At 62.9% G+C, this 26107-nt stretch carries 30 protein-coding genes; 22 read left to right on the top strand and 8 right to left on the bottom strand.

The window, feature by feature from the left end; all coding sequences use genetic code 11:
- Positions 1 to 7: 7 nt before the first annotated feature.
- The gene (locus tag ON22_RS18975) at positions 8 to 1060 is read left to right on the top strand and encodes a hypothetical protein (RefSeq protein WP_231507897.1); all 1053 of its coding nucleotides are present in this window, start codon (positions 8 to 10) and stop codon (positions 1058 to 1060) included.
- Positions 1061 to 1189: 129 nt separating this feature from the next.
- The gene (locus ON22_RS18970) at positions 1190 to 1963 is read left to right on the top strand and encodes an ESX secretion-associated protein EspG (protein ID WP_033241192.1); all 774 of its coding nucleotides are present in this window, start codon (positions 1190 to 1192) and stop codon (positions 1961 to 1963) included.
- A 77-nt stretch (positions 1964 to 2040) separates the two neighbouring features.
- Here the strand turns inward: ON22_RS18970 and ON22_RS18965 are convergent, their stop codons facing one another.
- Positions 2041 to 2628, bottom strand: coding sequence for a hypothetical protein (locus ON22_RS18965; RefSeq protein WP_033241193.1), 588 nt, complete (start codon positions 2626 to 2628; stop codon positions 2041 to 2043).
- Positions 2625 to 3008, bottom strand: a complete 384-nt coding sequence (locus ON22_RS18960) for a hypothetical protein (protein WP_033241194.1) — start codon at positions 3006 to 3008, stop codon at positions 2625 to 2627. Before ON22_RS18960 ends, ON22_RS18965 begins: the two co-directional genes overlap by 4 nt.
- 204 nt (positions 3009 to 3212) lie before the next feature.
- On the opposite strand from ON22_RS18960, the gene ON22_RS18955 reads away from it, so the two are divergent.
- The 3 genes from ON22_RS18955 (at position 3213) to ON22_RS34735 (ending at position 5929) form a co-directional block, all read left to right on the top strand.
- Positions 3213 to 4091, top strand: coding sequence for a helix-turn-helix domain-containing protein (locus tag ON22_RS18955; protein ID WP_033241195.1), 879 nt, complete (start codon positions 3213 to 3215; stop codon positions 4089 to 4091).
- The gene (locus tag ON22_RS35785) at positions 4088 to 4297 is read left to right on the top strand and encodes a DUF397 domain-containing protein (protein ID WP_081595690.1); all 210 of its coding nucleotides are present in this window, start codon (positions 4088 to 4090) and stop codon (positions 4295 to 4297) included. The genes ON22_RS18955 and ON22_RS35785 overlap by 4 nt, the downstream gene beginning before the upstream one ends.
- A gap of 147 nt (positions 4298 to 4444) precedes the next feature.
- Positions 4445 to 5929: a protein kinase domain-containing protein gene (locus ON22_RS34735; protein WP_156052180.1), complete on the top strand. Its 1485-nt coding sequence runs from the start codon at positions 4445 to 4447 to the stop codon at positions 5927 to 5929.
- Between the two features lie 13 nt (positions 5930 to 5942).
- Here the strand turns inward: ON22_RS34735 and ON22_RS18945 are convergent, their stop codons facing one another.
- Positions 5943 to 6503, bottom strand: coding sequence for a class I SAM-dependent methyltransferase (locus ON22_RS18945; protein ID WP_197039598.1), 561 nt, complete (start codon positions 6501 to 6503; stop codon positions 5943 to 5945).
- Positions 6504 to 6640: 137 nt separating this feature from the next.
- On the opposite strand from ON22_RS18945, the gene ON22_RS18940 reads away from it, so the two are divergent.
- Positions 6641 to 7078: a MerR family transcriptional regulator gene (locus tag ON22_RS18940; RefSeq protein WP_033241196.1), complete on the top strand. Its 438-nt coding sequence runs from the start codon at positions 6641 to 6643 to the stop codon at positions 7076 to 7078.
- A gap of 177 nt (positions 7079 to 7255) precedes the next feature.
- On the opposite strand, the gene ON22_RS18935 is transcribed toward ON22_RS18940, so the two are convergent.
- Positions 7256 to 8383, bottom strand: coding sequence for a serine hydrolase domain-containing protein (locus ON22_RS18935; RefSeq protein WP_033242128.1), 1128 nt, complete (start codon positions 8381 to 8383; stop codon positions 7256 to 7258).
- A gap of 285 nt (positions 8384 to 8668) precedes the next feature.
- Positions 8669 to 9214 (bottom strand): nitroreductase/quinone reductase family protein, encoded by a 546-nt coding sequence (locus ON22_RS18930; RefSeq protein WP_231507899.1) that lies wholly within the window; start codon positions 9212 to 9214, stop codon positions 8669 to 8671.
- Between the two features lie 75 nt (positions 9215 to 9289).
- On the opposite strand from ON22_RS18930, the gene ON22_RS18925 reads away from it, so the two are divergent.
- The 12 genes from ON22_RS18925 to ON22_RS18875 all read left to right on the top strand — a co-directional run bounded on the left by ON22_RS18925 (position 9290) and on the right by ON22_RS18875 (position 20876).
- Entirely contained in the window at positions 9290 to 9970 is a 681-nt protein-coding gene (locus ON22_RS18925; protein ID WP_081595687.1) for a TetR/AcrR family transcriptional regulator, read from the top strand.
- A gap of 91 nt (positions 9971 to 10061) precedes the next feature.
- Entirely contained in the window at positions 10062 to 10343 is a 282-nt protein-coding gene (locus ON22_RS38565; RefSeq protein WP_156052217.1) for a serine hydrolase, read from the top strand.
- Between the two features lie 408 nt (positions 10344 to 10751).
- A complete protein-coding gene (locus ON22_RS18920) occupies positions 10752 to 11945 on the top strand; it encodes an amidohydrolase family protein (RefSeq protein WP_033241198.1) in 1194 nt (397 codons plus the stop codon).
- A 133-nt stretch (positions 11946 to 12078) separates the two neighbouring features.
- A complete protein-coding gene (locus ON22_RS18915) occupies positions 12079 to 12816 on the top strand; it encodes an NIPSNAP family protein (RefSeq protein WP_033242130.1) in 738 nt (245 codons plus the stop codon).
- 115 nt (positions 12817 to 12931) lie between these two features.
- Positions 12932 to 13345: a nuclear transport factor 2 family protein gene (locus tag ON22_RS18910; protein WP_033241199.1), complete on the top strand. Its 414-nt coding sequence runs from the start codon at positions 12932 to 12934 to the stop codon at positions 13343 to 13345.
- Between the two features lie 301 nt (positions 13346 to 13646).
- Positions 13647 to 14351: an ABC transporter ATP-binding protein gene (locus ON22_RS18905; RefSeq protein ID WP_231507900.1), complete on the top strand. Its 705-nt coding sequence runs from the start codon at positions 13647 to 13649 to the stop codon at positions 14349 to 14351.
- A 46-nt stretch (positions 14352 to 14397) separates the two neighbouring features.
- Positions 14398 to 15216: an ABC transporter permease gene (locus ON22_RS18900; RefSeq protein WP_218000694.1), complete on the top strand. Its 819-nt coding sequence runs from the start codon at positions 14398 to 14400 to the stop codon at positions 15214 to 15216.
- Positions 15217 to 15543: 327 nt separating this feature from the next.
- Positions 15544 to 16410: an ABC transporter substrate-binding protein gene (locus ON22_RS18895; protein WP_051157803.1), complete on the top strand. Its 867-nt coding sequence runs from the start codon at positions 15544 to 15546 to the stop codon at positions 16408 to 16410.
- A 58-nt stretch (positions 16411 to 16468) separates the two neighbouring features.
- Complete coding sequence (locus tag ON22_RS18890) at positions 16469 to 18598, top strand: acetate--CoA ligase family protein (protein ID WP_063820606.1); 2130 nt, start codon at positions 16469 to 16471, stop codon at positions 18596 to 18598.
- Complete coding sequence (locus ON22_RS18885; protein WP_033241202.1) at positions 18598 to 19764, top strand: thiolase C-terminal domain-containing protein; 1167 nt, start codon at positions 18598 to 18600, stop codon at positions 19762 to 19764. Before ON22_RS18890 ends, ON22_RS18885 begins: the two co-directional genes overlap by 1 nt.
- Positions 19761 to 20180, top strand: coding sequence for a Zn-ribbon domain-containing OB-fold protein (locus ON22_RS18880; RefSeq protein ID WP_033241203.1), 420 nt, complete (start codon positions 19761 to 19763; stop codon positions 20178 to 20180). The genes ON22_RS18885 and ON22_RS18880 overlap by 4 nt, the downstream gene beginning before the upstream one ends.
- Before the next feature lie 45 nt (positions 20181 to 20225).
- Entirely contained in the window at positions 20226 to 20876 is a 651-nt protein-coding gene (locus tag ON22_RS18875) for a TetR family transcriptional regulator (protein ID WP_051157801.1), read from the top strand.
- Positions 20877 to 20948: 72 nt separating this feature from the next.
- On the opposite strand, the gene ON22_RS18870 is transcribed toward ON22_RS18875, so the two are convergent.
- The 3 genes from ON22_RS18870 to ON22_RS18860 are packed head-to-tail and all read right to left on the bottom strand — an operon-like array spanning position 20949 to position 22919.
- The gene (locus tag ON22_RS18870; RefSeq protein ID WP_033241204.1) at positions 20949 to 21326 is read right to left on the bottom strand and encodes a hypothetical protein; all 378 of its coding nucleotides are present in this window, start codon (positions 21324 to 21326) and stop codon (positions 20949 to 20951) included.
- A gap of 18 nt (positions 21327 to 21344) precedes the next feature.
- The gene (gene scnC / locus ON22_RS18865; protein WP_033241205.1) at positions 21345 to 22067 is read right to left on the bottom strand and encodes a thiocyanate hydrolase subunit gamma; all 723 of its coding nucleotides are present in this window, start codon (positions 22065 to 22067) and stop codon (positions 21345 to 21347) included.
- Between the two features lie 30 nt (positions 22068 to 22097).
- Positions 22098 to 22919 (bottom strand): SH3-like domain-containing protein, encoded by an 822-nt coding sequence (locus tag ON22_RS18860; protein WP_086007763.1) that lies wholly within the window; start codon positions 22917 to 22919, stop codon positions 22098 to 22100.
- A 176-nt stretch (positions 22920 to 23095) separates the two neighbouring features.
- Here ON22_RS18860 and ON22_RS18855 point away from each other — a divergent pair, with 176 nt between their 5' ends.
- The 4 genes from ON22_RS18855 (at position 23096) to ON22_RS18840 (ending at position 25734) form a co-directional block, all read left to right on the top strand.
- A complete protein-coding gene (locus ON22_RS18855; RefSeq protein ID WP_033241207.1) occupies positions 23096 to 23821 on the top strand; it encodes a DUF6882 domain-containing protein in 726 nt (241 codons plus the stop codon).
- A 248-nt stretch (positions 23822 to 24069) separates the two neighbouring features.
- Positions 24070 to 24360 carry a hypothetical protein gene (locus ON22_RS18850; protein WP_033241208.1) on the top strand — a complete coding sequence of 97 codons (291 nt, stop codon included), beginning with the start codon at positions 24070 to 24072 and terminating at the stop codon, positions 24358 to 24360.
- A gap of 4 nt (positions 24361 to 24364) precedes the next feature.
- A complete protein-coding gene (locus ON22_RS18845) occupies positions 24365 to 25132 on the top strand; it encodes a hypothetical protein (protein WP_033241209.1) in 768 nt (255 codons plus the stop codon).
- A gap of 50 nt (positions 25133 to 25182) precedes the next feature.
- Positions 25183 to 25734: a hypothetical protein gene (locus tag ON22_RS18840; RefSeq protein ID WP_051157800.1), complete on the top strand. Its 552-nt coding sequence runs from the start codon at positions 25183 to 25185 to the stop codon at positions 25732 to 25734.
- Positions 25735 to 26107 lie beyond the last annotated feature (373 nt).

The raw sequence follows: 26107 nt of genomic DNA, 5'->3' as shown, positions 1-26107 counted from the left end.
CCTGGTTGTGGCCGAAGCTGCAGGTCAAGCCGATAAGTACGAGTTGATGCGTCTGTATTGGGAACAAGGTTTCGAGACTTTCCTGCGGTCGGTTCAGGCTTCCATTGCGCAGGCTTGGTCGGGTCCTGCTGCCGAGCAGTCCATACAGGCGATCCGCGGGTACATAGACAACCATGCCCGCCCCGTGACCCCCGCACTGGAAGCGTTGTCCAATGGAATCAATGCGGCGGCCAGCGCAATTGTCGAAACCAAGAACGGTGTGGGTGACCCGTTGACGACCGATGGGTTCAAAGGCTGGCTCAACGAGACCTTCCAAGATAGCGAGATCAGCGAGCGAACCGCCGCAGCGCGGGAGGCGATGAAAAACAACTACGTCACTCGTTTCGCCGAACTGGATACGAAGATCCCGGTAATTCCGGTACCCGTGGGGCCGACCTCGACTACCGACATCCCCGCACCGCCACCCGGCGGCTACAACACCGATACAGGTAACCCCGCGGGTACGACATCGAGCAACCCGAACGGCGCTACTCCCGGAGGTACGCCGAACGGCGATACACCGGGAGCTCCTGAGGACCCGCAGGGTGAGACACCCGGTGACGACCAGACCGCCCAACCCACGACAACCTCGCCCGGTGAAACGGCGACCAGTCCTGCTGGTATCGAAACACCGAGCACCACCCCCACGGTCCCGGCGAGTACTGCCCCGGCCGGGGTTACCACTGGTCCGGGCGCGCCCGGCGGTACACCTTCGGGTACGCCGGGCAGCCCGGGTGCCCCGGAAGCGCCAGGTCCCGGTCGTACGGTGCAGGGAGCTCCCACTACCGGTCCGGGTGCCCCGGCCGGTGTCGCCGCAGCGACCGGGGCGCCGGCCGCTGGCACACGCGGTATGAGCGGTATGCCGATGGGTGCGGCGGGGGCTGGGCGCGGTGGTGGGCAGGATGACGAATCGAATCGTTCCGTGCCGGACTACCTGATCAATCAGGAGAACACCGATGAGTTGCTGGGGGAGATTCCACCGACGATCGAGGGTGGTGTGATCGGCTCCAACCCGGAATAAGCTCAGCGCTGTTCGGCTCGTTCGAATATTGGTTGGCCAGCGGGTGTGTCCGTTCCGGCATGGATGCACACCGTTGTTGTCGTGCATCTGTCGGAATCGTTGCATCGAATCAAGTAAAGGGAACGGTAGATGTCCGAGTGGACTTGGGAACAGGATGATTTCGCGGCGCTGTGGTTCAGCGACGCCTACGATCGGTTCCCCAGTCCGCTCCGCTACACCAGCCGATTCCAGTTCAACGACGAACTCCGGGCACATCGTCTCGCGGTGCGGGAACGGTATTCGCGAGAGGAGCGTGCCGCGATCCAGATAGCGCTCGATACGCTCGGCACGTCCGGTATGCAGGTTTCGATATTCGGCGGCACTGTGGCGCATAAACGCAGCACCGGGCGTGGTGATATGCGTAATTACCGGGTCATCGGAGCACGTACCGACGCCCATGCCGTGACACTGAGTCAGGCCGGTAACGAAGACGATTTCGGTTCGATCCAGGTGCGGTTGTTCCGCCCGGAGAATTTGGCGGCCCGCCTGGTTGCCGCCCTTCCCGGCTGCACACCCGGGTCCGCAGCACCGGCGACCTTCCATCCTGGTGATCTCGAAAAACGTACGGAACAGTTCGAAGATCCCCGCCGGACCCGTGCCCGCGACGCCTACCGTCGGCTCCTCGGCCGGGAAGCCGATGGTGGCGGATGCGCAATCTTGCGGATCGGGCGGTACGACGCCGCTATGGATCCGATTCGCAAACTGGAGTGGTACGACATCGCCGGTGACGGCCGCTATACCGAACATCGTGGCACTCACGTGACGGTTCGACCGGCTACCCCTGCTGAGTTCACCAAGCATTTCAGCACCTGGCTGGACGTCGCCTGGAATCGGTTGGAAGAGGAGCACGCCGACGCCTGGTGAGCTGCCCGGACGCGCTTGTTCTGCTGCCCGGAATCTGTCGTAGGCGGGGGAGCGGTGGTGCCGTTCAGATACTGCGCTCACCGGGCCGAGCTCGAATCCGGGTGTGTGGTGCGAAGGCGCAGCAGTGCGTCATGGTTGCGGTCGTCGAGTGCGAGCGCAGCGGTCCACAGGGAAGCATCGAGGCTTTCGGGAATCCGCCAGTTCTCCGGTGCGGTCGCGGGCAAGTGCAGGAGGACCGGCTCGAGGTTCGGGACGTGTCGGGGGACCACCGCCCACCACTGCCGACCGGTTGCGTCGATGAGGGCGGCCGCGATCAGGTCCTCGGCGGCGGGTAACCGTTCGGCCGCCGATCGAACCGGCTGGGGAATATGGCGGTTCTGCACACTGGAGTCGAGCTGATCGGCGAATACCGGGAAGACGAATCCGAACCCGAACATGCCGGTGCCTAGAACTGTTCGCAGTTGGGCAGCTTTCACGTGGAGCGGGTTGGGGTCCTCCGGCTTGCGATCGTGATCCCATGCGACTCGTACACAATCGGTATCGATGGACCTGCCGTCGAACCGGAAGCCGTACAGCATGGGCAACAGCCCGGCCGGCATGGCGAGCAGATAGTGCGCGGTGATCTCTGCGATGGATTCGTCGTCCGGATACTGGATCGTGCTCATCCGGTGCGTCCCTCCGGTATGGCATTCGCCCAGAACTCGTGGCGGATCGCATCCCACAAGCGGGTGTGCTCGGGGAATCGCTCACGCATTTCGGCCAAGTCCGGGACGTACGCGCCGACTGTCGAGAGCTCGACCGGAGCGCCGGACGCCAAGCGCACCTGGAGGATGCGGATATTCTCGCGATCGCAGCGCCATGCGGCCGACCAGCCGTCGACCTCGGTGTACCGGGTGTCCTGATTCGCCGGACTTGACGCCTTCGGGAGTTTTGCTATCGGCCGGTCGGCGAAGGCGCCACTGTGCGGAGTGTCGGCGTGCGCTGGGGCCGCTGACCCATTCGCGATGCCGAACCAGGTCCGGTTCGCTCGGCCTGTGCTAACCATCCGCGGTAATGCTCCTTTGCGCCAACGGCTTCCGTGTCTCTCGGGCATGTGGTTATGTTGCTGCACGTCAGAGGCTTGGATTATCTCGATGAGGGGCCTTCGCAGGTTTGGTGTATCTGCCCAGCACGACTCCCAGGGCACGCCTACGATGATTCTCGACCTGAGAAACGCCGAGCGATTCCATTGAGAAACAGGGGAGGCGCTATGCCGAGCAAGGCGGATCTCAGCGGCACCACACTGCCGCGGCGGCAACTCGGGCGGGCTTTGCGTGATGCCCGCCATGCGCTCGGATCCACGCTGGACCAGGTGGCGCGGGAGACCGAGTTCAGCCGGGCGACGCTCAGCCGGATCGAGCTGGGGCAGTACGAGAAGATCAAGGTCCGGGAGGTCGAATACCTCTGCCGTTATTACTGCTTGGCACAGGAGCGGACCGAATACTTGATGAGAGTCGCGGCCGAATCGAATACGAAGGTTTGGTGGCAGAATTACCGGCACTTCCTCCACGAGGGCTTCAGTTCATACCTGGAACTCGAGTCTTATGCCACGGAGTTCCGGTTCTTTCAACCACTGCTGACTCCAGGACTTCTGCAAACGCCCGATTACGCGAAGGCTATCTACCGCGCTTCCGCACCGGACGCTCCGGAATCGGAGGTCGGGCAGTGGGTTGAGATGCGAATCCAGCGACGGGCGCGACTCGTGCAGCGGCGTTGGAAGGTAGATCTCGAGTTCTTGCTGCACGAAGGTGCTCTGCACACGGTGGTCGGCTCAAATCGCATCATGGCCGCGCAGTGTCGGCATATGGCAGATACGAGCACGCACGAGAATATTGTGGTCCGAATCGTGCCATTCAGTGCGGGTCTCCCGACCGGACACGTAATCCCGCCGTTCATCGTGCTCGACTTCCCGGATAGTGAGCCTTCTGTAGTGCACACCGAGGGCGCCATCGGCTCGATGACTTTTGAAGACAACGACGATGTCGAACGGTTCCGGACGCTGTACGACACGCTGCGGTCGGCGGCCCTGGACGAAGTGAGCTCGCGGGATCGGATCCGGAAGATAGCAAGGAGATACGAACAGTCATGAACGATCTATCGAATGCGGAGTGGTTCAAGTCATCACACAGCGGGAGCGGTGGGGACTGCCTAGAAGTTGCATGGCTCGACGCGGGACTTGTGGGTGTTCGCGATTCCAAGGACCCCGACGGGCCCGCGCTGGCATTCAACCAGTCAGAATGGACAGCCTTCACCGCCCGAGTGAAGAATAACGAGGGGCACCCACATTCGCACTGATCAGCGTCGGCCTGTCTGCTACACCGGATGTGTCTGCCGTGAGCCGACTGGGGGCGTGGCTCTGTTGTGCGCCTCGCTTGCTTGCACCACTCGAAGTCCTGCCGTGGCTGGTGGCGCGCCCGTGCGGTACCGTCGGCACGTTTGCCGGTGACAGAGGGAGTCGTGATGTTGGGGGCGGGTGTCACCTTTGCCGGTTACCAGGTGGAGGGGGTTCTTGGCCAGGGCGGGATGGGGACCGTTTATCTGGCCCGGCACCCACGTTTGCCGCGCAATGTTGCGCTGAAGCTGTTGAACCGGGAAGTCTCCACCGATCCTGAACTGGTCCGGCGTTTCGAGCGCGAGGCCGATGTCGTCGCCCACCTGGAACATCCCGGGATAGTGGGAGTGTTCGACCGGGGAGCCGACGACGGTCACCTGTGGATTGCCATGCAGTACATCCGTGGCACCGATGCGGCATCGTGGAAATCCGCGGATCGCCCGCCCGCGACAGTGGTGCGGCTGCTGTCCGGAACTGCTTCGGCGCTGGACTATGCGCACAGCCGCGGAGTACTGCACCGCGATATCAAACCGGCCAATATTTTGATCGCCGAAGCCGATGATTTTCGCGAAGCACACGCGGTACTCACCGATTTCGGTATTGCGCGACTAACCGATGCGAACAATACGAAGATCACAGCCACCGGAACCTTCACCGCGACCCTCGCCTACGGGTCGCCGGAACAGTTGTCCGGTGAAGACGTGGACCATCGCACCGACCAATACTCGCTGGCATGCACGTTGTTCGCGATGCTCGCCGGGCAGCCGCCATTTGCGTCGACGAATCCGGGCCAGGTCGTCATGGGGCATATCGCGCAGCCGGTACCGCAGCTGACCGGATTCCGCGCCGATCTACCCACGGCCATAAACGCAGTGGTGGAACGGGCAATGGCCAAGAAGCGTCAAGAGCGGTTCGCCACCTGCGGCGAATTCACCGCTGCGGCAATGGCTGCGCTCGAAGGCCGGCATATCGCGGCAGATCTCGCACGTTCGGCGCCGACCGCGCTGAATATGCATCCGAACGGCAACGTCGTGCCCGATCCGCCCCGGCCGTACATGGGAGTCGGACCCCAGTCATGGCATACGCCCACTGCGCAGCCGGAACCCTACGGGGACGATATTGATGACCCCGAAGTGCTCTTCGGTCCGGCACCGCCGAAGGGTACAGCCCTCACTGCGGGCATCACGACACTTGCCATCGGGCTGGTTCTCACAGGTACTGTCCTTTTCTTCTTCGGTATGACGATCGTCAACTGGGAATCGGTTCGAACGGGCAGTAAGTTGGCCTTTCTAGCGCTACTGATCGTCTTCCTCATGATGCTGACGCTCCTGTGGAACGCTGCCGGTTCCATGCTGCTTGCGGGCCGTAAAGTCGGTCGAGTGCTGACCATCATCTGCTCGATCCTCGGCACACTGTTCTGCTTCGGTGCGTACTTGACTGCCGTCATCGGCGGGCTCGGAGTTCTGCCCAGCACAGTATTTTTCGGGCCGCCCGGAGTCGTGTCGGCTCTCGGCTTGGTCTGTGCCTCGGCGCGTGCGACGGGGCGCTGGGTCTCGTATCGCACTGCCGTCCGGATCGATAAGTACGGGCGATGACAACCCGCGATTTCTAGCGTCCGTCGGCGGTGTCGATCGGGTTGGTGGCGAGTACACAGGCAACGGGAGGGTCGAGGTCGAGGGTTTCGACTCGGAAATGGGTGAAGCCCGCGTGGGTGAGCAAGTCCTGGAGCTCTTGGGCTGCTCGGATCGTGGTGTCCCGGGTGGCGCCGGGGCAGCGGGGCTGGCTGACGAGCGCGATGCGTCCTGCGGGGCGGAGCAGGCGGCGCAGTTCGCGAAGCCGCTCCACCGGATCGGGCCAGAACCCGACAGAGTTGACGGCAAGGATGGCATCGAGCGGATCGCCGAAGCTCGGCGACCGCTCCACCGAGGCGTGCGTGAGATACACGCGGCCGGCGCGGACGGCGTCGGCATTGCGGCGGGTGGCATGCCGGACCATGGCTCGGGAGTGGTCGAGTCCGAAGACGTGGCCTCGGGTGGCGCGGCCGGCGAATTCGGCGATCGCGAGGCCGGGGCCGAAACCGATCTCGAGCACCCGATCGGTGGGCTGTACGTCGAGCAACGACACTGCCCAGACGTTGCGCTGCCGGTTGGAGGGGCGAAGAGCGAACATCCAGCCGCTCATCCACCCGACGACGCCTCGAGGATGACGAGCCTGGCGCACCGAGTACCTGATCGCGCGTTGAGGAATAGCTTTCGCTGGTGTCGGCATGGTCGCGAGTCAACGACTTCAAGTACGCTCGAAGTCGAATGAGTGACCAGTTGACTATCGGTGAGCTGGCGAGCCGTACCGGGGTCGCCACCTCGGCGCTGCGCTACTGGGAGGGGCTGGGCCTGTTCCCGGCGCCGGCCCGGGTTGCGGGTCAACGGCGTTATCCGCCATCGGCGGTCGGGCTGGTGAGTGTGGTCGTGGCGCTCCAAAAAGTTGGCTTCACATTGCGGGAGATCAAAGCGTTCATCGCTTCCGGTTCGGTGGCCGACGCCGGGTGGCGGGAACTGTACCAATACAAGCTCGACGAGCTGGATCAACAGATCGCCCAGGCCATGGCGGCGCGCACCGCCCTGGCCCATGGTCTGGCCTGCACACATCAGGACATCGTCGAGTGCCCCAAATTCACCAGCGGGGTCGCGGCGCTTCTGGCGGGATCTTCTCTCGAAGAGGCTCACTCACAGGTTCATTCGCACTGACCTCCGATCGGGATGGGAGGCCGGGGCCCCCGGCACGCGGGATCATGCTGCCGAGGGCTCCCGATCGAAAACACCGCGCGGTCATCGACTTCGACACCTGCGGGGGCGGCGCTCCGGTCTTGTCCGACCGTCAGGCGGGGCGACCACAGCAGGCGCCGCAACGTCCTCCACTCCGCGTCAGTCGCACAGGGCGCGGGTGAGCAGGCTGCGGCTATCGGTGTCGGCGGGTGTCCCGGTGTAAGAGAGGGTGACCGCCCGCCCGGCCGAGGTGGCGCCGGTGATCGCGGAGAAGCCGAAGATCCCACCGTTGTGCCCGATGAATTGCGCCCCGCACGGTAGCTGGGTGTATCCGAGGCCGAGACCGTAGAACATGCCGTCACCGGTGCCCATATCCACACCGTCCAGCATCTGCTGCAATTGAGGCTGCGGCACAACTTGCCCGGCCGACAGGGCGGTGTAGAAACGGTTCAGATCGGCACCGGTGCTGACGAGTGCGCCCGCACTCCACGGCAGCGACGGCTCGATATGGGTGACATCTGTGAGTACGCCATCGAGGGTCCGGTAGCCGATGGGGTGTGGTTCCCGCAGATCGGTGTCACCGGCAGCCGGCAGATAAGTATCGGACAGGTTCAGCGGCGCGGTAATGCGGTCGCGCAGCTCATCACTGTAGCGGTGGCCTGTCACCACCTCGATCAGGCGGCCGGCGACGAGGTAGTTGGTGTTGGTGTATTCGAACCGTGCGCCGGGGGCGAACTGTGCGGGATTGCGCAACGCCAGCGTAATCACCTGATCCGGGGCGAAAGTGCGGCCATCGTGCGCGGCGCTGTATTCGCTCTCTCCAGGAGAACCGGTCAGTTCGGGCAGTCCACTTCGGTGGCCGAGGATCTGACGGACGGTGATGGCCTGTCCGTTCACGCCGGTGCCGGTGAACAGGCCGGGCAGGTAGGTGTCGATCGGACGGTCGAGATCGACTTTGTGTTCCGCCGCCAGTTGCAACACGACTGCGGCGGTGAATGTTTTGGTGACGCTGCCGACCCGCACGTGCTGCGGACGGTCGGCAGGGATCGGCGATCGGGTGCTGATATCGGCGACTCCTGAGGTCGATACCGTTTCGGAGTCCCCTTCGGTGAGTGTGGCAATGGCACCGACAGCACCTGAACCGACCGCTGAATCGAGGTCTGCCTGCACCCTGTGCACGCGCGCGGCGGATACGAGAGGTGCAGTGGAGTGTTCCCCGGCCGTGCCGCAGGCGGTGAGCAACACCGCGGCGGTACAGAACGAGGCGGCGACAGCCTGTATACGCATGAATCGACGGTAGGAAACTCCCACCGGCATGTGCACCGGACTGCGGTACGACATCGGTGTAGCACCGCAGTACGACGGGAGATGGTGTCTTGGCTAGGGTGGTGAATTCGGTCGTCGTTTGTCGGTGTGTTCTGATGCCGGGTGGCGAAGCTGAGATCCAGTGGAATCGGCGAAATCTGACGTCACTGAAGAGCGTGTTTCATTGGCCGGGCGTGTCAGCCGCACGGGCGCTCGTGCCGATCCCGAGCGTCGGCTCGAGGATGCGAACGGGCCGCTGATTTCGGTCTACTCATGCACTTCGTTCTCCGGGGCTCGCTCCAGCACGACGACCGGAATCTGCCGGCCGGCGGCTGCTTCGAACTCGGCGAACTTCGGGACGAGCGCTATCTCTTCGGCCCAGATCCGCTCGCGCTCCGCGCCTTCCGCGAGCCGGGCCACGGCCGGCACTGTTTCCCTGCCCGCCTCGACGGTGACCCGCGGGTTCGCCATGAGATTGCGATACCACGCCGGATGGTGCGGGCTGCCGCCATGGGTGCCGAAGACGGCCCAGTTGTCGCCGACCGGTAGATAGAACAAGGGGCTGATCCGTGCACGACCGGTCTTGGCCCCGATGTGGTGTACCAGGATGAGCGGCATGCCCTCGCCGGAGCCAGGGATGCGGGGTGGGACGGGTCGGCCTGCAGCGAATTCCGCCTCGCTGCTCCATGCCGCATATCCGGCGTTCGCCCGGACCTCGGCGATGATCCGGGCGTTCCAGCTGTTGATGTCGGGGTTCTCGGCCTCGTGGGCGGCGGCGGTCGTGGACGGATCGGACACGGCATCCCTTTTCACTATCCGGAGCATTTGCTCCTCTAAGTTAACACAAAGCGGAGCGCATGCTCCGTATAAGGGCATATACTGGGCGGCATGGCAGTAGCCGAACCGGAACGTGTCAGTCGGCGCCGTGCGCCCCGGGCGGATGCGATCCGCAACCGCGCCGCGATCATCGAGGCCGCCTCGGCCGTGCTGGCCGAGCAGGGCACCGCGGTCGATGTCCGTGAGATCGCCCGCCGCAGCGAGGTGGGCATGGGCACGCTGTACCGGCACTTCCCGACGAAGGAAGATCTCGTGCAGACGGTCCTGCGCAGGGACTTCACGAGGTGGGCGGAATCCGCGCGTGCGGCGGCTGCCGACGCCGAGGACCCCTGGGCCGCATTGATCGACTTCTATCAGCAGGCCCTGACCGGCTACGCACACCACCGCGCGATCATGGAGCACTTCGCGTTGACCATGCCGACGCCCGACCCCGACGGTCTCGGGCAACTTCGCCTGGTCCTTGCGCAACTGTGCGAACGCGCCTCGAGCCTGCTGCGCCCCGGAGTGACCGTCGACGACCTGCTGCTCCTGCTGGTCTCGCTGGGCCACGCCGTCCAGGTCACCGACGAGTGCCGCCCGCACATGTGGCACCGACTGCTGCGCATCTCCCTCGACGGCCTGCGCGCCGACCACCGCGAACCACTTCCCGCCGACACCACACCGGACATCGCCCGACCCCAGGCCGGAAACTCCGAGAAAAGCAAGCCGTCGCGCCCCGCGCCCGGTGCATGACACCGGCAATATAGGGGCAGCACAACGAATTCGGCAGAAGCGCCTATCGTGATACGAATAGCCGGACCCGCGGTTCGTTACTGCCCCGACGATTGTCAAGACAGATCGTGACGTCAGTTTTCGCCGATACAGCATAGAGAACGCGATCGACCGAGCACTCTCGCGCGGCGAGGTGGGCCTGCAGGTCGCGGCGTGCCACCGGGGTGAGCTGGTCGTCGGTATCAGCGCCGGACAGGCATCGGAGGACGGGCGTGAAGTCGATTCCGGCACAATCTTCTGGGTGGCATCCGCAGGGAAGGTGTCGACGGCGACTGCCCTTCACGTGCAGGTGGAACAGCGAAATCCTCAGCGGGGAATTCACTGTCACTGCTGACCATGAGATCAACACGGCCGAGTACCGGGATCGGATCGACCCGAGCGGGGCATGGGTGACCGCACGGGCGGCTGCGCGTCTCTGGGCGCTGTACGCCCAGAGGGGCGAGCTCGACGGCGGGCGTCTGATGCCCGCCGATCGCATCGAGACCTTCCTGGCACCCCGGCGCCGGGGGCGCCCTCGGGTTTGCCGACCTGGACGCAGAGCTCGCCGTCATGATCTGTCACAACTGCGGTGTCACGAACTCGGCGCGGGGGTGTCGGCTTGCTGGTCGAGACACCGAATCCCATGTCGGCCATCCCGGAACGCGGGACTGACGAAAAATTGAGACTAGACACACATCTGGCACTGTGCCAAACTGCAATCTGACGAACAGTCAGATTGTGTTCAGAGAGGTACGGAACTCATATGTCAGGCCTCCCGAAAATCATCAGCGTCGACGATCACATCGTCGAGCCCGCACATTTATGGCAGAACTGGCTGCCGCAGAAATATCGCGAGCACGGGCCTCGTGTCGAGCGTCGTGGAATCGGCGAAATCCGGCATGTCGGAGGTGGACGATACGAGCAGACATTCGACCCGGACGGGCCGAAGGCAGACTGCTGGGTATTCGAAGATCTCGTATATATTCATAAACGTCACGTCGCGGGAGTCGGGTTCAGCCGCGAGGAAATGACGATGACCCCGATGACGTATGACGAGATGCGCCCCGGATGCTACGACCCGATCGAGCGAGCTAAAGATATGCTCGCGAATCACGTCGACGGATCGCTCTCGTTCCCCACCTTTCCCCGGTTCTGTGGACAGACATTCACCGAGAACTCGGATAGGGAGTTGGGGCTGGAATGCATCAAGGCGTACAACAACTACATGGTCGAGGAGTGGTGTGGTGACAGCAATGGGGTGCTGATTCCGCTGATTATTGTGCCACTGTGGGATGCCGAATTGGCTGCCGCCGAAGTCCGGCGAAATGCCGAACGAGGCGTCCATGCCGTCTGTTTCAGCGAAATTCCGCCGCATCTGGGGCTGCCCAGTATCCACAGTGGGTTCTGGGACCCGTTCTTCCGGGCCTGTGAAGAGACGGCCACCACGATCAACATGCATATCGGATCCTCGTCGAGGATGCCTGCGACCTCGGCAGACGCGCCGGACGGCGTCGCTGCCACGCTCTCCTTCAACAACTCCATGACATCGCTGGCCGACTGGCTGTTCTCTGGAAAACTCGTCCAGTTTCCCGACCTGAAAATTGCTTATTCCGAGGGGCAGATCGGCTGGTTGCCGTATCTCCTCGAGCGCGCAGACACCGTCTGGGAAGAGCACAGGGCATGGGTGGGCCGTGACGGTATCACTCCGGAACCGCCGTCGGAATATTTTCGCCGTAACGTGTTCGGCTGCTTTTTCAAGGATTATCACGGTATCGCCTCGAGAAACGTGATAGGAATAGATAACATCACGTTCGAGACCGACTACCCGCATACCGATTCCACGTGGCCGGAGTCGGAAAAGATTGCCGAGAAGCATCTGCTCGGCTTGAATGACGACGAGAAATATAAAATACTTCGCGGTAATGCCATCCGGATGTTGAGCCTGGATCGGGTCTGATCGAAGTGGCGAACTTCTGAATCCGGACCACCTCCCGCTCCGGCCGTGCCGGATGCTGTAACTATATCGCCATCCAGTTCTGGATCGAATGGGGTCGATCAGCTATCAGGACGGTCGCATTCGGAAGGTTCAGATGAACGACAAGATCTATATCCATGAGTATATCGACATAATCGGCCACAACCGAGACAAATACATGTACCATATGGCCGCGAATTTCAGTCCCATCGGACAGGAAGAGCGTAACCAGAGCTGCTACGGAATCTGGGGAGTGGTGGGGAGCAGCGGGTATTGGCCGCAGGTGGTGAATATTTGGGAAGAAGAAGGGCTTGCCGGACTCGCCCAATCGTTTCGGCACGAGCTGCAACACGAGACGCTGCAAGATCCGAAGCTCGCAAAATGGTGGGCCACCGCAGCGCAGTTTCGTTCGGGTGGCCGCGATCGCCTCCTGCTTCCCGCACCCTGGACCCCCACCTCCGCGGATCTCTGCGCCGCCGGCGTGACCGGCGATGTCTACGCCCAGGAGGAGGTGCACGTCGCCCCCGGCAAGGCCGGTGAATACCTGCTCAAAGTTCGCGAGATCGCCGCACCACTCTACGAGCGCTTCGGGTGGCAGCTCGCCGGAGCCTGGGAAACGTTGATGACCAACGACAGTGAGGCCTTCCTGCTCTGGGCCATACCGACATGGACCCAATGGGCCGAACTGGAGAAAGCCCTGCGCACAGATCCCGCCCTCTCGGCCTGGCGGGCGCAGAGCAACGAGCTGACCACCGGCTTCAACCGGTATCTCCTGGTCGATGCCCCCCTTTCCCCGTTCCGGACCGGCCGGCAGCCGAGGAGAGAGGATCGCACCGAGCAATGGGTGGAGTGATCCAGGATACGAGATCGGCTGCGGCGCCAAGTCGGTCGCACAACGATCTACGGCGCACCGAACCCAGAGTTGCTGTTGCGACACCACGAGCCTCAGCGGGAAGGACAGACCAGTCATGACGATCGCGCGCCCGGATTCGATGGTGGCGGAGCTGGAGGTCCGCGACCTCCTCGGCCGTTGCGCCCTCTGCGCCGACGAGGGCCACCCCGAGGACTATCGGAACTTCTACAGCGAGGATGTGGTCTGGGAGACCGCCGACGTGCGGCAAGCCGGCATTGCCGAGGTGGTCGCCGCCGCAGCTGAGCGGCGCAGAACGGGTATCAGTGGACCGGGGTCACACACACGTCATGTGATCACCACGCTCACCGTGTCCATCGACCACTCGCAGGCGCATGCGGTGAGCTATGTGCAGTTCTACCGAAACACCCACGCCACACCGATACCGGAACTGATCGTGCGGTACTCCGACACGCTCTCCCGCGGCGACGACGGCTGGAGAATCACCCACCGCCGCGTCACCCCCGGATAGGCGCCGGATGCCGAACTCCGGAATCGACACAGCTATTGATTGGAGCGCTGAACCTCGCGCGACCGAGTCCCTGCCATCGAATCGGTCGTGGATCGCCGGGTGATACCGAGTTCCGTCGAGCACGGCTCACCCAATTCATGTTGAAGGTATAACAATGACTTCGAACAGCTCTGTCGATTCGGGAACCCGAGAACAGGAACGTATCAGCTCCGCCTCCAGTATTTCCCCTCCGAAGATAGTCGCGAATGGTGTCGAACGGTCTTTCGGGTCGGGCGACAGTGGTGTCCACGCGCTGGGTCCGATGGATATCAGTATCGATGAGGGCGAATTCGTTTGTATCGTCGGTCCTTCGGGCTGTGGTAAATCCACTTTCCTGAGGATAGTGGCCGGACTGCTGCCACCGTCCAAGGGGAAAGTCACCGTGGCTGCGAAATCGGCTAACCCGGCATCCATGATATTCCAGGATTACGGAATCTACCCGTGGAAGACGGTCGAGGCGAATGTTCGATTCGGCCTCGACATCCAGGGAGTACGTAAATCGGAGGGCCGTAGACGCGCGCGTTCATGGCTGGAGAAGATGAGACTGGCCGAGTTCGCCGATGTTTATCCGGCGCAGCTCTCCGGCGGGATGCGCCAGCGGGTTTCGATCGCTCGTGCCCTCGCGGCCGAACCGGAAATCCTGTTGATGGATGAACCCTTCGCCGCGCTGGATGCCCAACTCCGCACGATCTTGCAGGAAGAACTGCTCGAACTGTGTCAAGCCGAGCGCCGCACCGTTCTTTTCGTCACGCACAGCCTCGAGGAGGCCATCATCCTCGGCGACAGGGTCGTGGTGATGAGCGCACGACCAGGGCAGATCCTGGCAGAGCGACGCTCTCCGTACCCGCGGCCCCGGTCCGCCGCCGTGCGCGAGTCCCCAGAGTTCGCGGTGTTCAAGGCAGAGCTGTGGGAGTTGCTCCGCGATGAGGTCGAAGCGGGGAAGAGTTCCGCTGGTAGGAGAAATTGAGATGTCGTATATCTCCGAGGTGTCCACCGATCGAGTGTTGGAGCGAGTGCCCGGCCGAGCGGAAATAAACTCCGCCGGCGCCATTCGACGCCGCCGAGGTATCGATGCGACGCTGGCAATCGGCTTCCCGGTGCTGCTGCTCGCGCTATGGCAGTTGGCCAGCACTGTGGGCTGGATAGACAGCCGCCTCTACCCGTCGCCTACGGATATCATCCGAGACGGCTGGGAACTCGTAAGAAATGGAACCCTCTGGCCCGATGTCCGGGTGACAACCATGCGGGTCTTCTACGGATTCGTCATCGGCGCGGCCGCCGGAATTGTTGTCGGCCTCGTCATGGGGTCCATCCGGTGGATTCGAAAGATGCTCGAATCGACGCTCGATGCGCTGTATGTTGTACCGAAACTCGCTTTGCTGCCGATATTGCTGAATATCTTCGGGCTGGGCGAGGGGCCGAAAATAGCACTGGTTGCCACGACTGTTTTCTTCTTTGTCTGGATCTCCACCATGTCGGCCGTCATCTCGGTTCCCGAGGGTTACCGCGAGGCTGCGCAGTGCTTCGGGGCGAACCGTTGGGATATGTTCCGGCACGTACTGATGCCCGCTTCGCTGCCGCAAATATTCGTCGCAATGCGAGTGGGTGCCGGGATAGCTTTCCTGGTCATCGTCGCTGCCGAATTCATCGTGGGAACGGACGGGCTCGGATATCTGATATTCAACTCTCGTGCCCTGTTTCTCAACGGACAAATGTTCGTCGGCATCGTCGCCGTCGCCATCGGTGGCGTCATCTTCACCGAGATCGTCCGATTCATCGGCCGGCGGCTGACGAAATGGGCGCCGCACGACGGCGCTGCCACGAACGCCTGACGGCGTATCTCATCCCCCTGGAAGAATGCTGAGGACAGCATGAGAAGAACACGTACGTCACTGGGGATCGCCTTCGCCGCAGTGCTCACGTTGGCCCTCTCGGCCTGCGGGAGTGGTGAAATGGATGCATCCCGAGCTTCGGGCCCGATAGCCACCAGAGCGCCGGCGGGCCTTCCCGTCGACGGTTGTGCGGGCGGTTGGACCGATCCCGCCGACCGCTCACCGGACAGGGACCCAGCGCGGTGCGAGGCGAATTCTCCCCAGCCGCGGCCGCTACCGAGCAAGACCAAGCTGTTGGTGACGTCCTCGACGCTGAAGAGTGAGTTCATGGCCAACGTCCGTCTCGCGATAGCGAACGGTGAGTTCGAAAAAGAGAACCTGGAGGTCGAACTCACGCAGGTCCCCGCGGCGGACAGTATCAATCTCCTGGCCTCGGGGAAGACCGATATCTCTGTCGGTGCACCGGATTCGGCATTCTTCAACGGGTTGACAGCCGGTATCGACCTCCGATGGGTCCTGGGGAACTACTTTTCGGCCGATGACTCCAAGGCCGGACTATGGATTCGAGACGTGGACGGGCGCCCGGGGAAGATATCCGACCTCACAGGTAAGAACATCGGCGCGATCGTGGGCTCGGGCAGCGTCACCATGTATCCGCTCACACAGGGATTCGCCGAAGCGGGTGTCGATATCGACGAAGTGAAGTTCCAATCGTTGCCTGCGGCGGACCTGGTTACCTCGTTGGAGAACGGTGCGATACCCGCGGCGTGGCTCAGCGATCCCTACTGGACCCGTATCAGCGGCCAGAAGGGTTACACGTTTGCGGTCGGCCAGCCACCTGCGGAGCCGTTCGGCGGGATCATCTTCGGGCCGAACATGCTCAAAGAGAAAGGTGATGCAGGTGTCGCCTTCGTCAGGGCTCTCGTGCGCACCGTCAACACGTATCTGACCGGCGACTACAAGGCCGATCCGGAATCGGCGGCGAAGCTGGCCGCGGCGATCGAACTGCCGGTGGACATTCTCACCGAAACTCCCTCTCTGATATTCGACTGGGAAATCCGCGGCGGAACTTCGGACCGCCTGCAGGAGAGTTTTCAGAAGACCGGTGTATTCAAGGGAAAACAGATCCTGCCGGAGTCCGAGGTCGTGGACCGCTCGTACTACGAAGAGGCAGTGGGGAAGCCCGCCAGTTGACGTGATAGTCCTCCGCCGCCACGCGGTATCTGACAGTGCCATCACCAAGGAGTGCTAAATGGCGAATACTGGGTCGACAACGGAGCCCACGCGTTCGGTGCGGGAACCGAATATCGCCTCTTCGGATCCATTGAATCTTCGGACCTTCTATCGGCCGCGTTCCATTGCAGTGGTAGGAGCCCATGACACCCGCGCGGGTCTGGAAAGCGTCACCAGCCGTGCGTTGGCGCATGCCAACCGAATAGGCGCGGCTTTCTATCCGGTGAATCCCACCAAGGATGAAGTCTTCGATATTCCGGCTGTGGCAGACCTCGCCGCACTACCGGGACCGATCGATGTTGTCCTGATCCTGGTACGAGACGCCGAGGCTGTGGTCGACTCCGCAAGAGACGCGGGGCTCGACGTGGGCTTCTTCCTGGTATTCGCGAACGGCTATTCCGAACTCGGCACGGACGCAGGCATCGAACGGGAGAGGTCTCTGGTCCGGGCGGTGCACAGGGCGGGCGCCCGGCTGATCGGGCCCAATACCAATGCGAACGCGTGGGATCCGCTCGACGAGCTGCCCGGGCGGCGGATCGGTGTGATTTCACAGAGCGGCGCTCAGGGCCGGCCCCTGACTCAGGCGCAGGAGCTCGGCGTCGCGTTGAGCTATTGGGCACCGACAGGGAACGAGGCCGACCTGGCTGCGGCGGACTTCATCGAGTTCCTGGCGAAGGATGCCGATACGGCCGTCATCAGTGCATACATCGAAGGGTTCACCTCGGGCAAGCGCTTACGGGAAGCCGCGGTGGCCGCGATCGAGAATACGACACCGATCGTTGTGGTGAAGGTCGGGCGCAGTGAGGTGGGCCGTGCGATGGCCCAGTCCCACACCGGGCATCTGGTCGGAACCGACGAAGTGTGGGACGCCTTCTTCGAGCAGTTCGGTATCGTGCGCGTCGACGATTTCGACGAGCTCGTCGAAATCGGTGCGGCGCTTGCCCGCTGTCCGCTGCCCACCTCGGACGGTGTCGTGGTGTGCAGCGTATCCGGCGGCTCTGCCGCGCACGTCGGGGACCTCGCCACGGTCGGCGGTTTGTCGCTTCCATCGCTCGCGCCCGCGACGCAATCCCTGTTGCGCGAGGTGATTCCCGCGGAGTTGAACATTACGAACCCTGTGGACAATGGCGGCGTGGCTGTGCTTGCCGGCCATGGGGCTCGGATCTTGGAGTTGTGTGTGCGCGACGAGGCCATCGGTGTGATGCTGTGCCCCGTTCCAGCGCCGGGAGGCGGGCTCACCGAAGCTGTCGGCGCCGCTCTCGTCGAGTTCGCGCGTACCGCGAAGAAGCCGATCCTGCCGATCTGGAACGGGCCATCTGTCGACCATCCGGTGTATCGGGAGCTCTGGGCCGCCGGCCTGCCGGTCTTCCGGAATGTCCGCAATGCTGTCGGCGCAGCGCGGGCGTTGCTCCAGCATCCGGCCCGAGATCCGGAGCTCCGCGAAGTTGTTCGGCTCGCGCGAGGATTGCCCGATCCGCCCGGTCCCGCACAGCCGGGCGCCCCGTTGGATGAGAGCCGGTCGACCCGCTGGCTGGAGGATCGTGGTTTCGAGTTCGCCGCTCATCGGACGGCCGAAACCGTTGCGGATGCCTGTGCAGCCGCCGACGAGATCGGGTATCCGGTGGTGTTGAAGGGCCGTGGCCCCGCGCACAAGAGCGAGCACGGGTTTGTTCGAACGGGGCTCGACGGCCCCGAAGCCGTGAGTTCGGCCGCCGCGGATATGCGATCACGTGGTGCCGAGGGGTTCCTGATCGCCGAGCATGTCTCGGAAGGGATCGAACTGCTGGCCGGGATCAGCGTCGACCCGGTGCTCGGCCCGGTGGTCCTCATCGGTGCGGGCGGGGTCGCCGCCGAGATGTATCGCGATGTGGCTCGCTCCGTTCTGCCCCTCACCCGTTCGCGCGCGGAGAGAATGCTGGCAAGCCTGCGGATCTCTCCGCTGCTCGACGGCTGGCGTGGCGCACAGCCTGTCGACAGGACTGCGGTGGTCGATACCCTTTTGCGCATCGCCGAACTCGCAGCGACCGGCGAGATCGCGGAACTGGACATCAATCCCCTGCTCGTCCGTGCCGACGGGGCCATCGGGCTCGATGCCCTGGTGCGGCTGACGACTCCGGCGGCCGACGTTCCCGATACGCAGGTGCCGTGATGCGCCTGACCGATCATTGTGCAATCGCCGGTATCGGGCAAACTGCGTTCACGCGAGGTACAGACAAGTCCACGCTCGAACTGCATCTGGAGGCCTGCCGGCGCGCGCTGGACGACGCCGGTCTGACGGTGAACGACGTGGACGCAGTCATTCCCAGTTCACTTGCCCGAGGCACGGTGGAAGACTTCATCGTCAATCTCGGTTTGCAGGACCTGGCGTTCAGCACCTCGGTCCAGCTCGGCGGTGCAAGCCTGATCGCCTCGGTGCAGAACGCTTGTATGGCGATCACCACGGGCGTGGCCTCATGTGTCCTGATACCGGCCGGTCGACGTGGATATTCCGGTGAACGGGTATCGACCGGCAAGGCTGTCACAGCGGCGTCCATGGCGACCGTCCGTGAGTTCGAGTTTCCACTCGGAAACATCGGTGCTGCGCAATGGTTTGCGCAAGCGGCGCAGCGCCATATGTACGAATACGGCACAACCAGTGAACAACTCGGCCACGTGGCCGTGAACAGCCGCGCGAATGCCAACTTGAACGAGCGTGCGCTCATGTACGGCAAGCCCATGACACTGGCCGATCACCAGAATTCGAGGATGATCACCTCACCGTTCCGCTTGTTCGACTGTTCACTGGAATCCGACGGGGCAGGAGCGCTCGTTGTCGTCAGTGCCGAGCGCGGCCGTGATCTCCGGAAACCGCCCGTGCTGATTTCGGGAGTGGGTATATCCCATAGTGATTCGCCGACATCGATCACGCAGAAGCCGCATATTGCCGGTGTGCCCGCGATAGGGGTAGCGGCGCGCCGCGCGCTGAGGATGGCCGGTATCCACCTGATGGATGCAGATTGTCTGATAATCCACGAGGGATTCACCTGGTATGTCATCGCCGCACTGGAGGCGCTGGGCGTGGTGGGCATGGGCGAAGGTGGACCCTATGTAGAGGAAGGCCATATCCGCCTGGGTGGACGCACTCCCGTCAACCCCCATGGAGGTGCGCTCTCGGAGGCACACGTATCGGGTATGAACCACATTATCGAGGCTGTGCGCCAACTCCGGGACGAAGTGGAGCCGGCCCGGCAAGTTACCGGATGCGAGAACATCCTGGTGGTTAACGAGGGCAACTTCTTCGACGGGGCCGTCCTATCCTTGCGGCGTGCCTCATGATTCCGCGTCCGGCACCGGAGCCCACATCGCTGACTCGCGGCTTCTGGGAGGCCGCGCGCCGTCACGAACTGGTGGTACAGCGATGTTGCGCCTGCGGTGTCTATCGTCACTACCCTCGTGTGCTGTGCCCGGACTGTCGTAGTGCGGATTGGCAATGGACCCCGGTCAGCGGTCGCGGCACGATCTTCACCCTCACTGTCACCCATCGGGCCTTCCACCCCGCCTGGGCGGATCATGTGCCGTATGTCTGTGCCACCATCGAACTCGATGAGGGAGTTCGAATGGTCAGCGATCTGCCTGCCGAGGACACCGCACGCGCACAGATCGGCATGCGTGTCGAGGTGTTCTTCGAGGAACAGCCCGATGACGGTGCCACGCTGCCCAGGTTCCGGCTATGTGAAAATCCACCCACTTGATGTCGTGCACGCGTAGGACGATCGATCCAAAAGGAGTATTTCAGTATGTCGCCGGAAACCTCTGGCCTCGATACCCAACACATCAAGGCCAGCGATGGTCGCGTACCTCAGGCTCGAGGACTGGCCACGCGCACCAAGTTGCTGGAGTCGACATCCGCATTACTTCAGGTGCGTACGTACCATGAGATCACCGTGGCGGATATCGCCAATGAGGCACAGACCAGTACCGCGACGTTCTACCAATATTTCCCCGATATCGCCTCAGCCGCACTCGAACTGGTCAGGATCGTCACCGCCGAGGGGGGACGCCTGACTACGATCGTCCGGGAAACCGACTGGAGTGGGCCGTCGGCGTATGCCGGTTCCGAGGCACTCGCGTCAGAGTTCCTGTCGTTCTGGGGAGAGCATATGGCGATTCTCCGGGTGCTGGACCTTTTCCTCGCTGAAGGCGATCGACGCTTCTACGAATTGCGTCTCCGTTTTCTCAGCGAGGTCACCGACGAACTCACCAACGCCACCGCCGTATGCCGCGGTGAAGCGGCCTCGGCCGAGCCGCGAGCCATCGGGGCAGTACTGGTGTCGATGCTCGCCCACGTCGCGGCACATCAGAAGGGAATGGAGACCGAGGGCATCGCCACGACAGAAACACAGAAGGCCATGGCACAGATCATTCACCATGCGATCACAGGCAAATGAGTCCCATGGCCGATGTGGGAATCGTTCGGGGCCGACCCGTGAGCGACCAGCCGTGAGCGTCGAGTGTCCGGTTCAGGAGCCGGACCGGGTGGTGCCGTCCGCTTCCAGTCTGGCCCGGACCTCCGCGATATGCTCGGCCAGCTCGGCTTCGTCGATGACCTTCCTGGCGATCAACGAATGTGCCAGCGCGACGAGCTGGTTCTCCGGGAAGGGGAGCGCCGGGTACACCTTCCCGGTGAGACGATCCTCCTCGTCACGCCGAGCGAGCAGCGGTAGTGCGGTTCCTTCCCGATCGAGGGCGTCGCACACGCCGTCCAGGCTCGATTTCCAAGGCGGAGAGGGGTTCTCGACACCGTACTTATCGGCCATCCGTGACCACACCTGCCCCCGGGTGATCATTTGCTCCAGCAGCCGAACTCGGATCCGCGTGACATCCTGCTCCACTGGCATCTGTTGTCCTCCGGTCGGTCAGTAGTTCTGTGCCGGGTGGACCGCGGGATGTACCGGGCGATCCATATCTGCGGTTCTTCCGGGCTTCGGCAGGGCGACCCCGATCAGGCAATCACGCGTCACGATCTGCGTGAGCTGCTCCTCGTTCCAGCCCTGCGTACCGTCCGGCCGCACCGGTAACACCATGAACCGGTGCTTGGAATTGGAATCCTCGACTCGGATCCGGACGTCCTCGGTGAGATAGAGGCCGAACTCGGCGAGAACCTGACGCGGCCAGCGGACGAGCCGGCGGCGATAGTTCGGCGTCCGATACCACTCGGGCGAATTTCCGAGCAGTGGGCGGGGATAGCAGGAGCACAGGCTGCAACAGATCACGTGATGCAGCGTCGGGGTGTCCTCGAGGATATGGAGCGCGGTGAAATCGCTGGGCGTCCCGAACCCGGTCGGTTTCAGCCAGTCGATGCCGACCTCATGGCAGGCGGTGACGGCGTCTTCCAGCGCGAGCCGCTTGAAATCGGGGTCCGACCACGCCTTGGCGACGAACCGAGCACCCGGCGCCGGGCCCAGTTGCTCGAAATACTCCGTGTACCGGCGGTGATCCTCGGCGGTGAACAATCCCTTCTCGATCGCCAGCTCGCGTAGCGCGATTTCGAGCACCTCGAAATCGGTGACCTCCTCGACCATCGGCGCCGCGTGCCGAGGAGCTGCATCTTCTTCCTCTTCGTTCGACATCCCGCTCATCGTGTTCCTTTCATGGAGGTACCACGGGGTCTACGAGATCGGCTGAAGCCAGGGTTCCGATATTTCCGCTTGCAAAGTATCGCCGGCGCACCCTCGATACGGGTCCCACAGGTCGGTCATATCGAACTGCACGATGTAGAACCATTCGGGCCGCTGATCCTCGCGGTCGAATGCCTCATCCTCCGGTATCGGACTTTCGTACGACACCTTGACGACGGTGCCCGTTTTGCCGCGCAGATACTCCTGGGTGCGGGTGTAGAAGATTGTCGGAAGTTTACGCACCGAAACCCGATCACCGACTTCGAACCGGGGAGTGCCCGCCTGCCCGGCGAAACATTGGGGGTCGCCGAGACCGACCGCGTCCCGGTGATGAACGTTGCGGGCCACGTCGGTGCCATCCCCGGTGCTCCGGGGCGTAGCTTCCAACGGGCCGGGCCGGCCTGCGTACCGCTCCCGGACCTCCTCGGTGCGTTCGAGCAGTTCACGCAGTGTGATATGCCGTTTGTCGATGAGACAGCGGGCCATGGCGAGCACCCAGCGGCCGTAATACGGAAACCCGAGATATTGTGTCCGCCCGATATCGACGTTCCCGATCCGCCGGCGTTCCTCGGAGGTCCAGATACCTCGCCAGCCGAGCACTTCGCAGGTGACGAACGTATTGAGCTCCCAGACCTCCTCCTCTTTGTCCTCGAAGACAGCAGGTGCGTCGGGTTCACCGCCCACATCGTGCGGGGTTTTCATGAATGCGCGGAAGAGTTCGTGATCTATCTGATCGGGGTAGGGCCAATCGCGGACCTGATGTAGCGCTACGCGTAACTGACTGACGTAGTCGTCCATGACCGAATTTGCCATGCCAACCATCTCCCTGAAGTGGGTAGGCCGATATCAACCTTAAAGCGGGTAGGCCGGATTCCCGGTTTCGAATCCATCAAATCTGTGGCTCGGTCGAGATGCGGTGGCGGATGCCCGTCAGCTCACCCTTTCAGCGTCACCGGCCTCATGACCCCGCAACAACTAGGCTGCTCGAGGTGCGCCCTACACCTGCCTTCGTGAACCTCCTGGACGACGCCGCCTTCCTCTCCCTCGAACACCAGCTGCATCTGGCCGATGTGCTCGGTGAGCATTCGTGGCAGGTGAACCTGCAGACCAGGGTTTTCACGTTCGACACCGAACACGGCAGCATCGAATGCACCGACTTCCACTTTCTCGGGACCGCGGCGCCCGGCCCGGGGTCGTGGCTGTGGTCGTGGGCGAATCGGTCCGGGTTCCCGGAATCCGTGGCCGCCCTCGCGGCATCGGTCCGGGATTTCGGCGTAGAGCACGAGATCACCGAACTGTCCGCCCCGGAACTCCCCTTCGACAGCCTTCCCTTCGACCAGCCCGAGTCGTACCAGGTCGCGGCCGTGCTGACCGAAGCGGCCAAGGCCGTCACCGGCCGCTGGACCGGCTATCAGGGCCCGGCCGGTGACGACGGCACCCGTGCGGCATTCCTCGTAGAGCATCCCGATTTCCAGCTCCCGCCGGCCGAGGGTCCGCGGATCATGCGGACGCTGACCGAGGGGCTGTCCGGCCTGGCGCTGTACGACCAGCGCCGCGCGCTCAACAGCTACCTGTCGCTTCGGGGGCTGAATCCGGCGTTCTCATCCGACGACAGTGAGCTGATCGTCGACTCGCCGGTACTCGCCGGCACGATCGGATTCGACGAGCGCGGTGTCGCGTCCTCCCTCGAACTGAGGGTGCCAGGGTCTCGATAGCGTGAGTGGGTGGTACGGCTCCCGGAGCGGGCGGAGATCCGGTGTATTGAGGTCGGGCCTACTGCGACACACCTATCCGAAGAACCAGGCAGTCCGTGGGCGGTCGTGAGGCAATTTCGCGCGCAGTATGTCGGCGAATACACGCCACGGTGGAGCGGCAGTACCACGCGCATACCAGCGGCAGATCCACGCGCAGGTGTGGCACCATGGGGTACTTGGGTACTATGGTCGGTTCAGGAGGTGTAACTATGACAAGCCCGCCCCCCGGCCCCTCGAGGCGCCAAGCGCCGTTGAAGGTCGACCCTGCGACCGATGAACTGATCACCCAGGCTGCGCACTTCCTGGGCGTTACGAAGAAAGAGTTCGTGGCCGAGGCCACCCGCACCTACCTCGATCAGAAACGCGAAGAGATCCGACGTGGCATGGTCGAATCGATGAAAACGCTCGACGGTTCACTCACTGCGAGTGTGGCACTTCTGACCGGACTGTCGCCCGAGAAGATCGAAGAACTGGGTGGTGTCGGAGATTGGGAGACCTGAGGCGGTGACCGTCCGGCCGACCCTGCGCTGCCTTCGAGAGGATCTGCGCCTCCCCATTCCTGACGCCACCGTCCCGCTGGATGCCATCGATCACCCGCTCCTGGTGAAAACAGCCGGTCAGTTCGCCGATCCTGACACGCTGCGCGAGCGAATCCGCTCCATCGACGACACTGTGCTGTTCAAGGTGAAGATCAACCGATGGCGTGGCGCGGTCTACCTTGACCAGCCCGAGGCTCAGGTGCCGTCGTGGCTCGTAGCTGCAGGCATCCGCGAAGACGGTTCGATGGACGATTTCTATGCCGCGCTCTACGCCGAATGCCGTCAGGCCCGGCAACGATACAACGCCGAAAATGATCGGCCACTACGGAGCAACACTCATAGTCAACATTTGCTGCCCGACCAGGATGATCACTACCGCTACCGGCTCGAAGCCTCCACCCGATTCGTCCGGCACCTCGGAAAGGTCATTCGCGATCTGGTCGTCGGCTCACTGTGTGATGGACATGAGCATGCGGTAGACCGCGCCGGGTTTCGCCTCGGTGTGCAGGTTCGGGCCGATGAAGGCCATGAAACCTATGTCGCCGTGCGTATTACCGGATCGGTGCCCCCCAACCTCACCGCAGTAATCCTGGAACGGGTTCCTGGTTGTGATGCCGATGCCTGGTTTCCGGAAACCGGTCTGCCAGAGCGTGAGCTTCTGCCCGCCGAGCAGGTTTGGTCGAACCTGATGGACCCCAAGGAGGCTGCCCGTCTACTCGAAGGTGATGGCTGAATTGGCCGAGCCGAGTATACCGGCGGTGCCGGTGGTAGAGGCCTCGTCGAGTGATCGGCGACCGATGGGTCAAAGCGGGGGTTGTGGCGGAAGAGTTTCGATACCTGGACGGTTCGCTCCTGAATTTTCGGGATTTCGAATTCGGTCCAGGCGGCAGCCACTGTTATCAGTGGGTCGATATCAAGGTTTTCCGAATCGACGCAGTTCGGGACGACAAGGAACTGCTTCGATTGCTCATTGGTGCCGAGCAGTTCAGGGACGGTTATATCGGGGCCGGTGTGGAGCCCGCGGGTGTGGTGCAGGGTCCGTACTTTCGCGAGCATATCTCACCGGACTCCTACACCCAGGTCTTCTCCGAGTCTGTCGTAGATCTGGTGACGGCGTGGGTGAACAACTGCGGTGTGGTCCCGGAATCATTGTGGGAGGCGGTGAATCGGTTGGTGTTCGAACCAGTCGGCGCGGCGGATAGCCTCTTTCTCCTTCGGAGGCTCGATCCCTCGACGGTCGTAGATTACGGATTCATCCACACCGAGTTCCATGAGATCGTGACGATCGACCGAACTGAACGCATCGTCCAGCTGATAGTCGCTGCCGACGATTGACCGCCAAGCAACGACAACCACGCTCAGCAATGCTCTTCGGTCGGCATGATATCGATCTTCTGAATAAGGCCGAAGCTGAAGTCCGCTCCGTACGACACGCCCGCCGAGTCCTCGAAAACGAACTCTTCCCACGGTGGGAACCCGTCGGTGCACCGGAGGGTCGGGAAGTTGTCGGCCAGGTCCTGGATGCAGACACTCCATGGTTCGAGACCGGCCGGCGAGGACACGTCGGGACGCGGTGCCTCCGTCGGCGATAGCTGCGGCGGCAGTCAGGTCGATTCCGATTCGATCGAGCTTCGCCTGTTGCGGTGCTCTTCGCATCGACGCATTGCCGCAAGTAGGTATATTTCCAGGTCCAGCGGGCGGAGGGATG

It is taken from the genome of Nocardia carnea NBRC 14403 (genome assembly GCF_000308515.1).
GTDB classification, from domain to species: Bacteria; Actinomycetota; Actinomycetes; order Mycobacteriales; family Mycobacteriaceae; genus Nocardia; species Nocardia carnea.
Note: the sequence above shows the minus strand (reverse complement) of the source record. Positions and strands in the feature narration are given on the sequence as shown.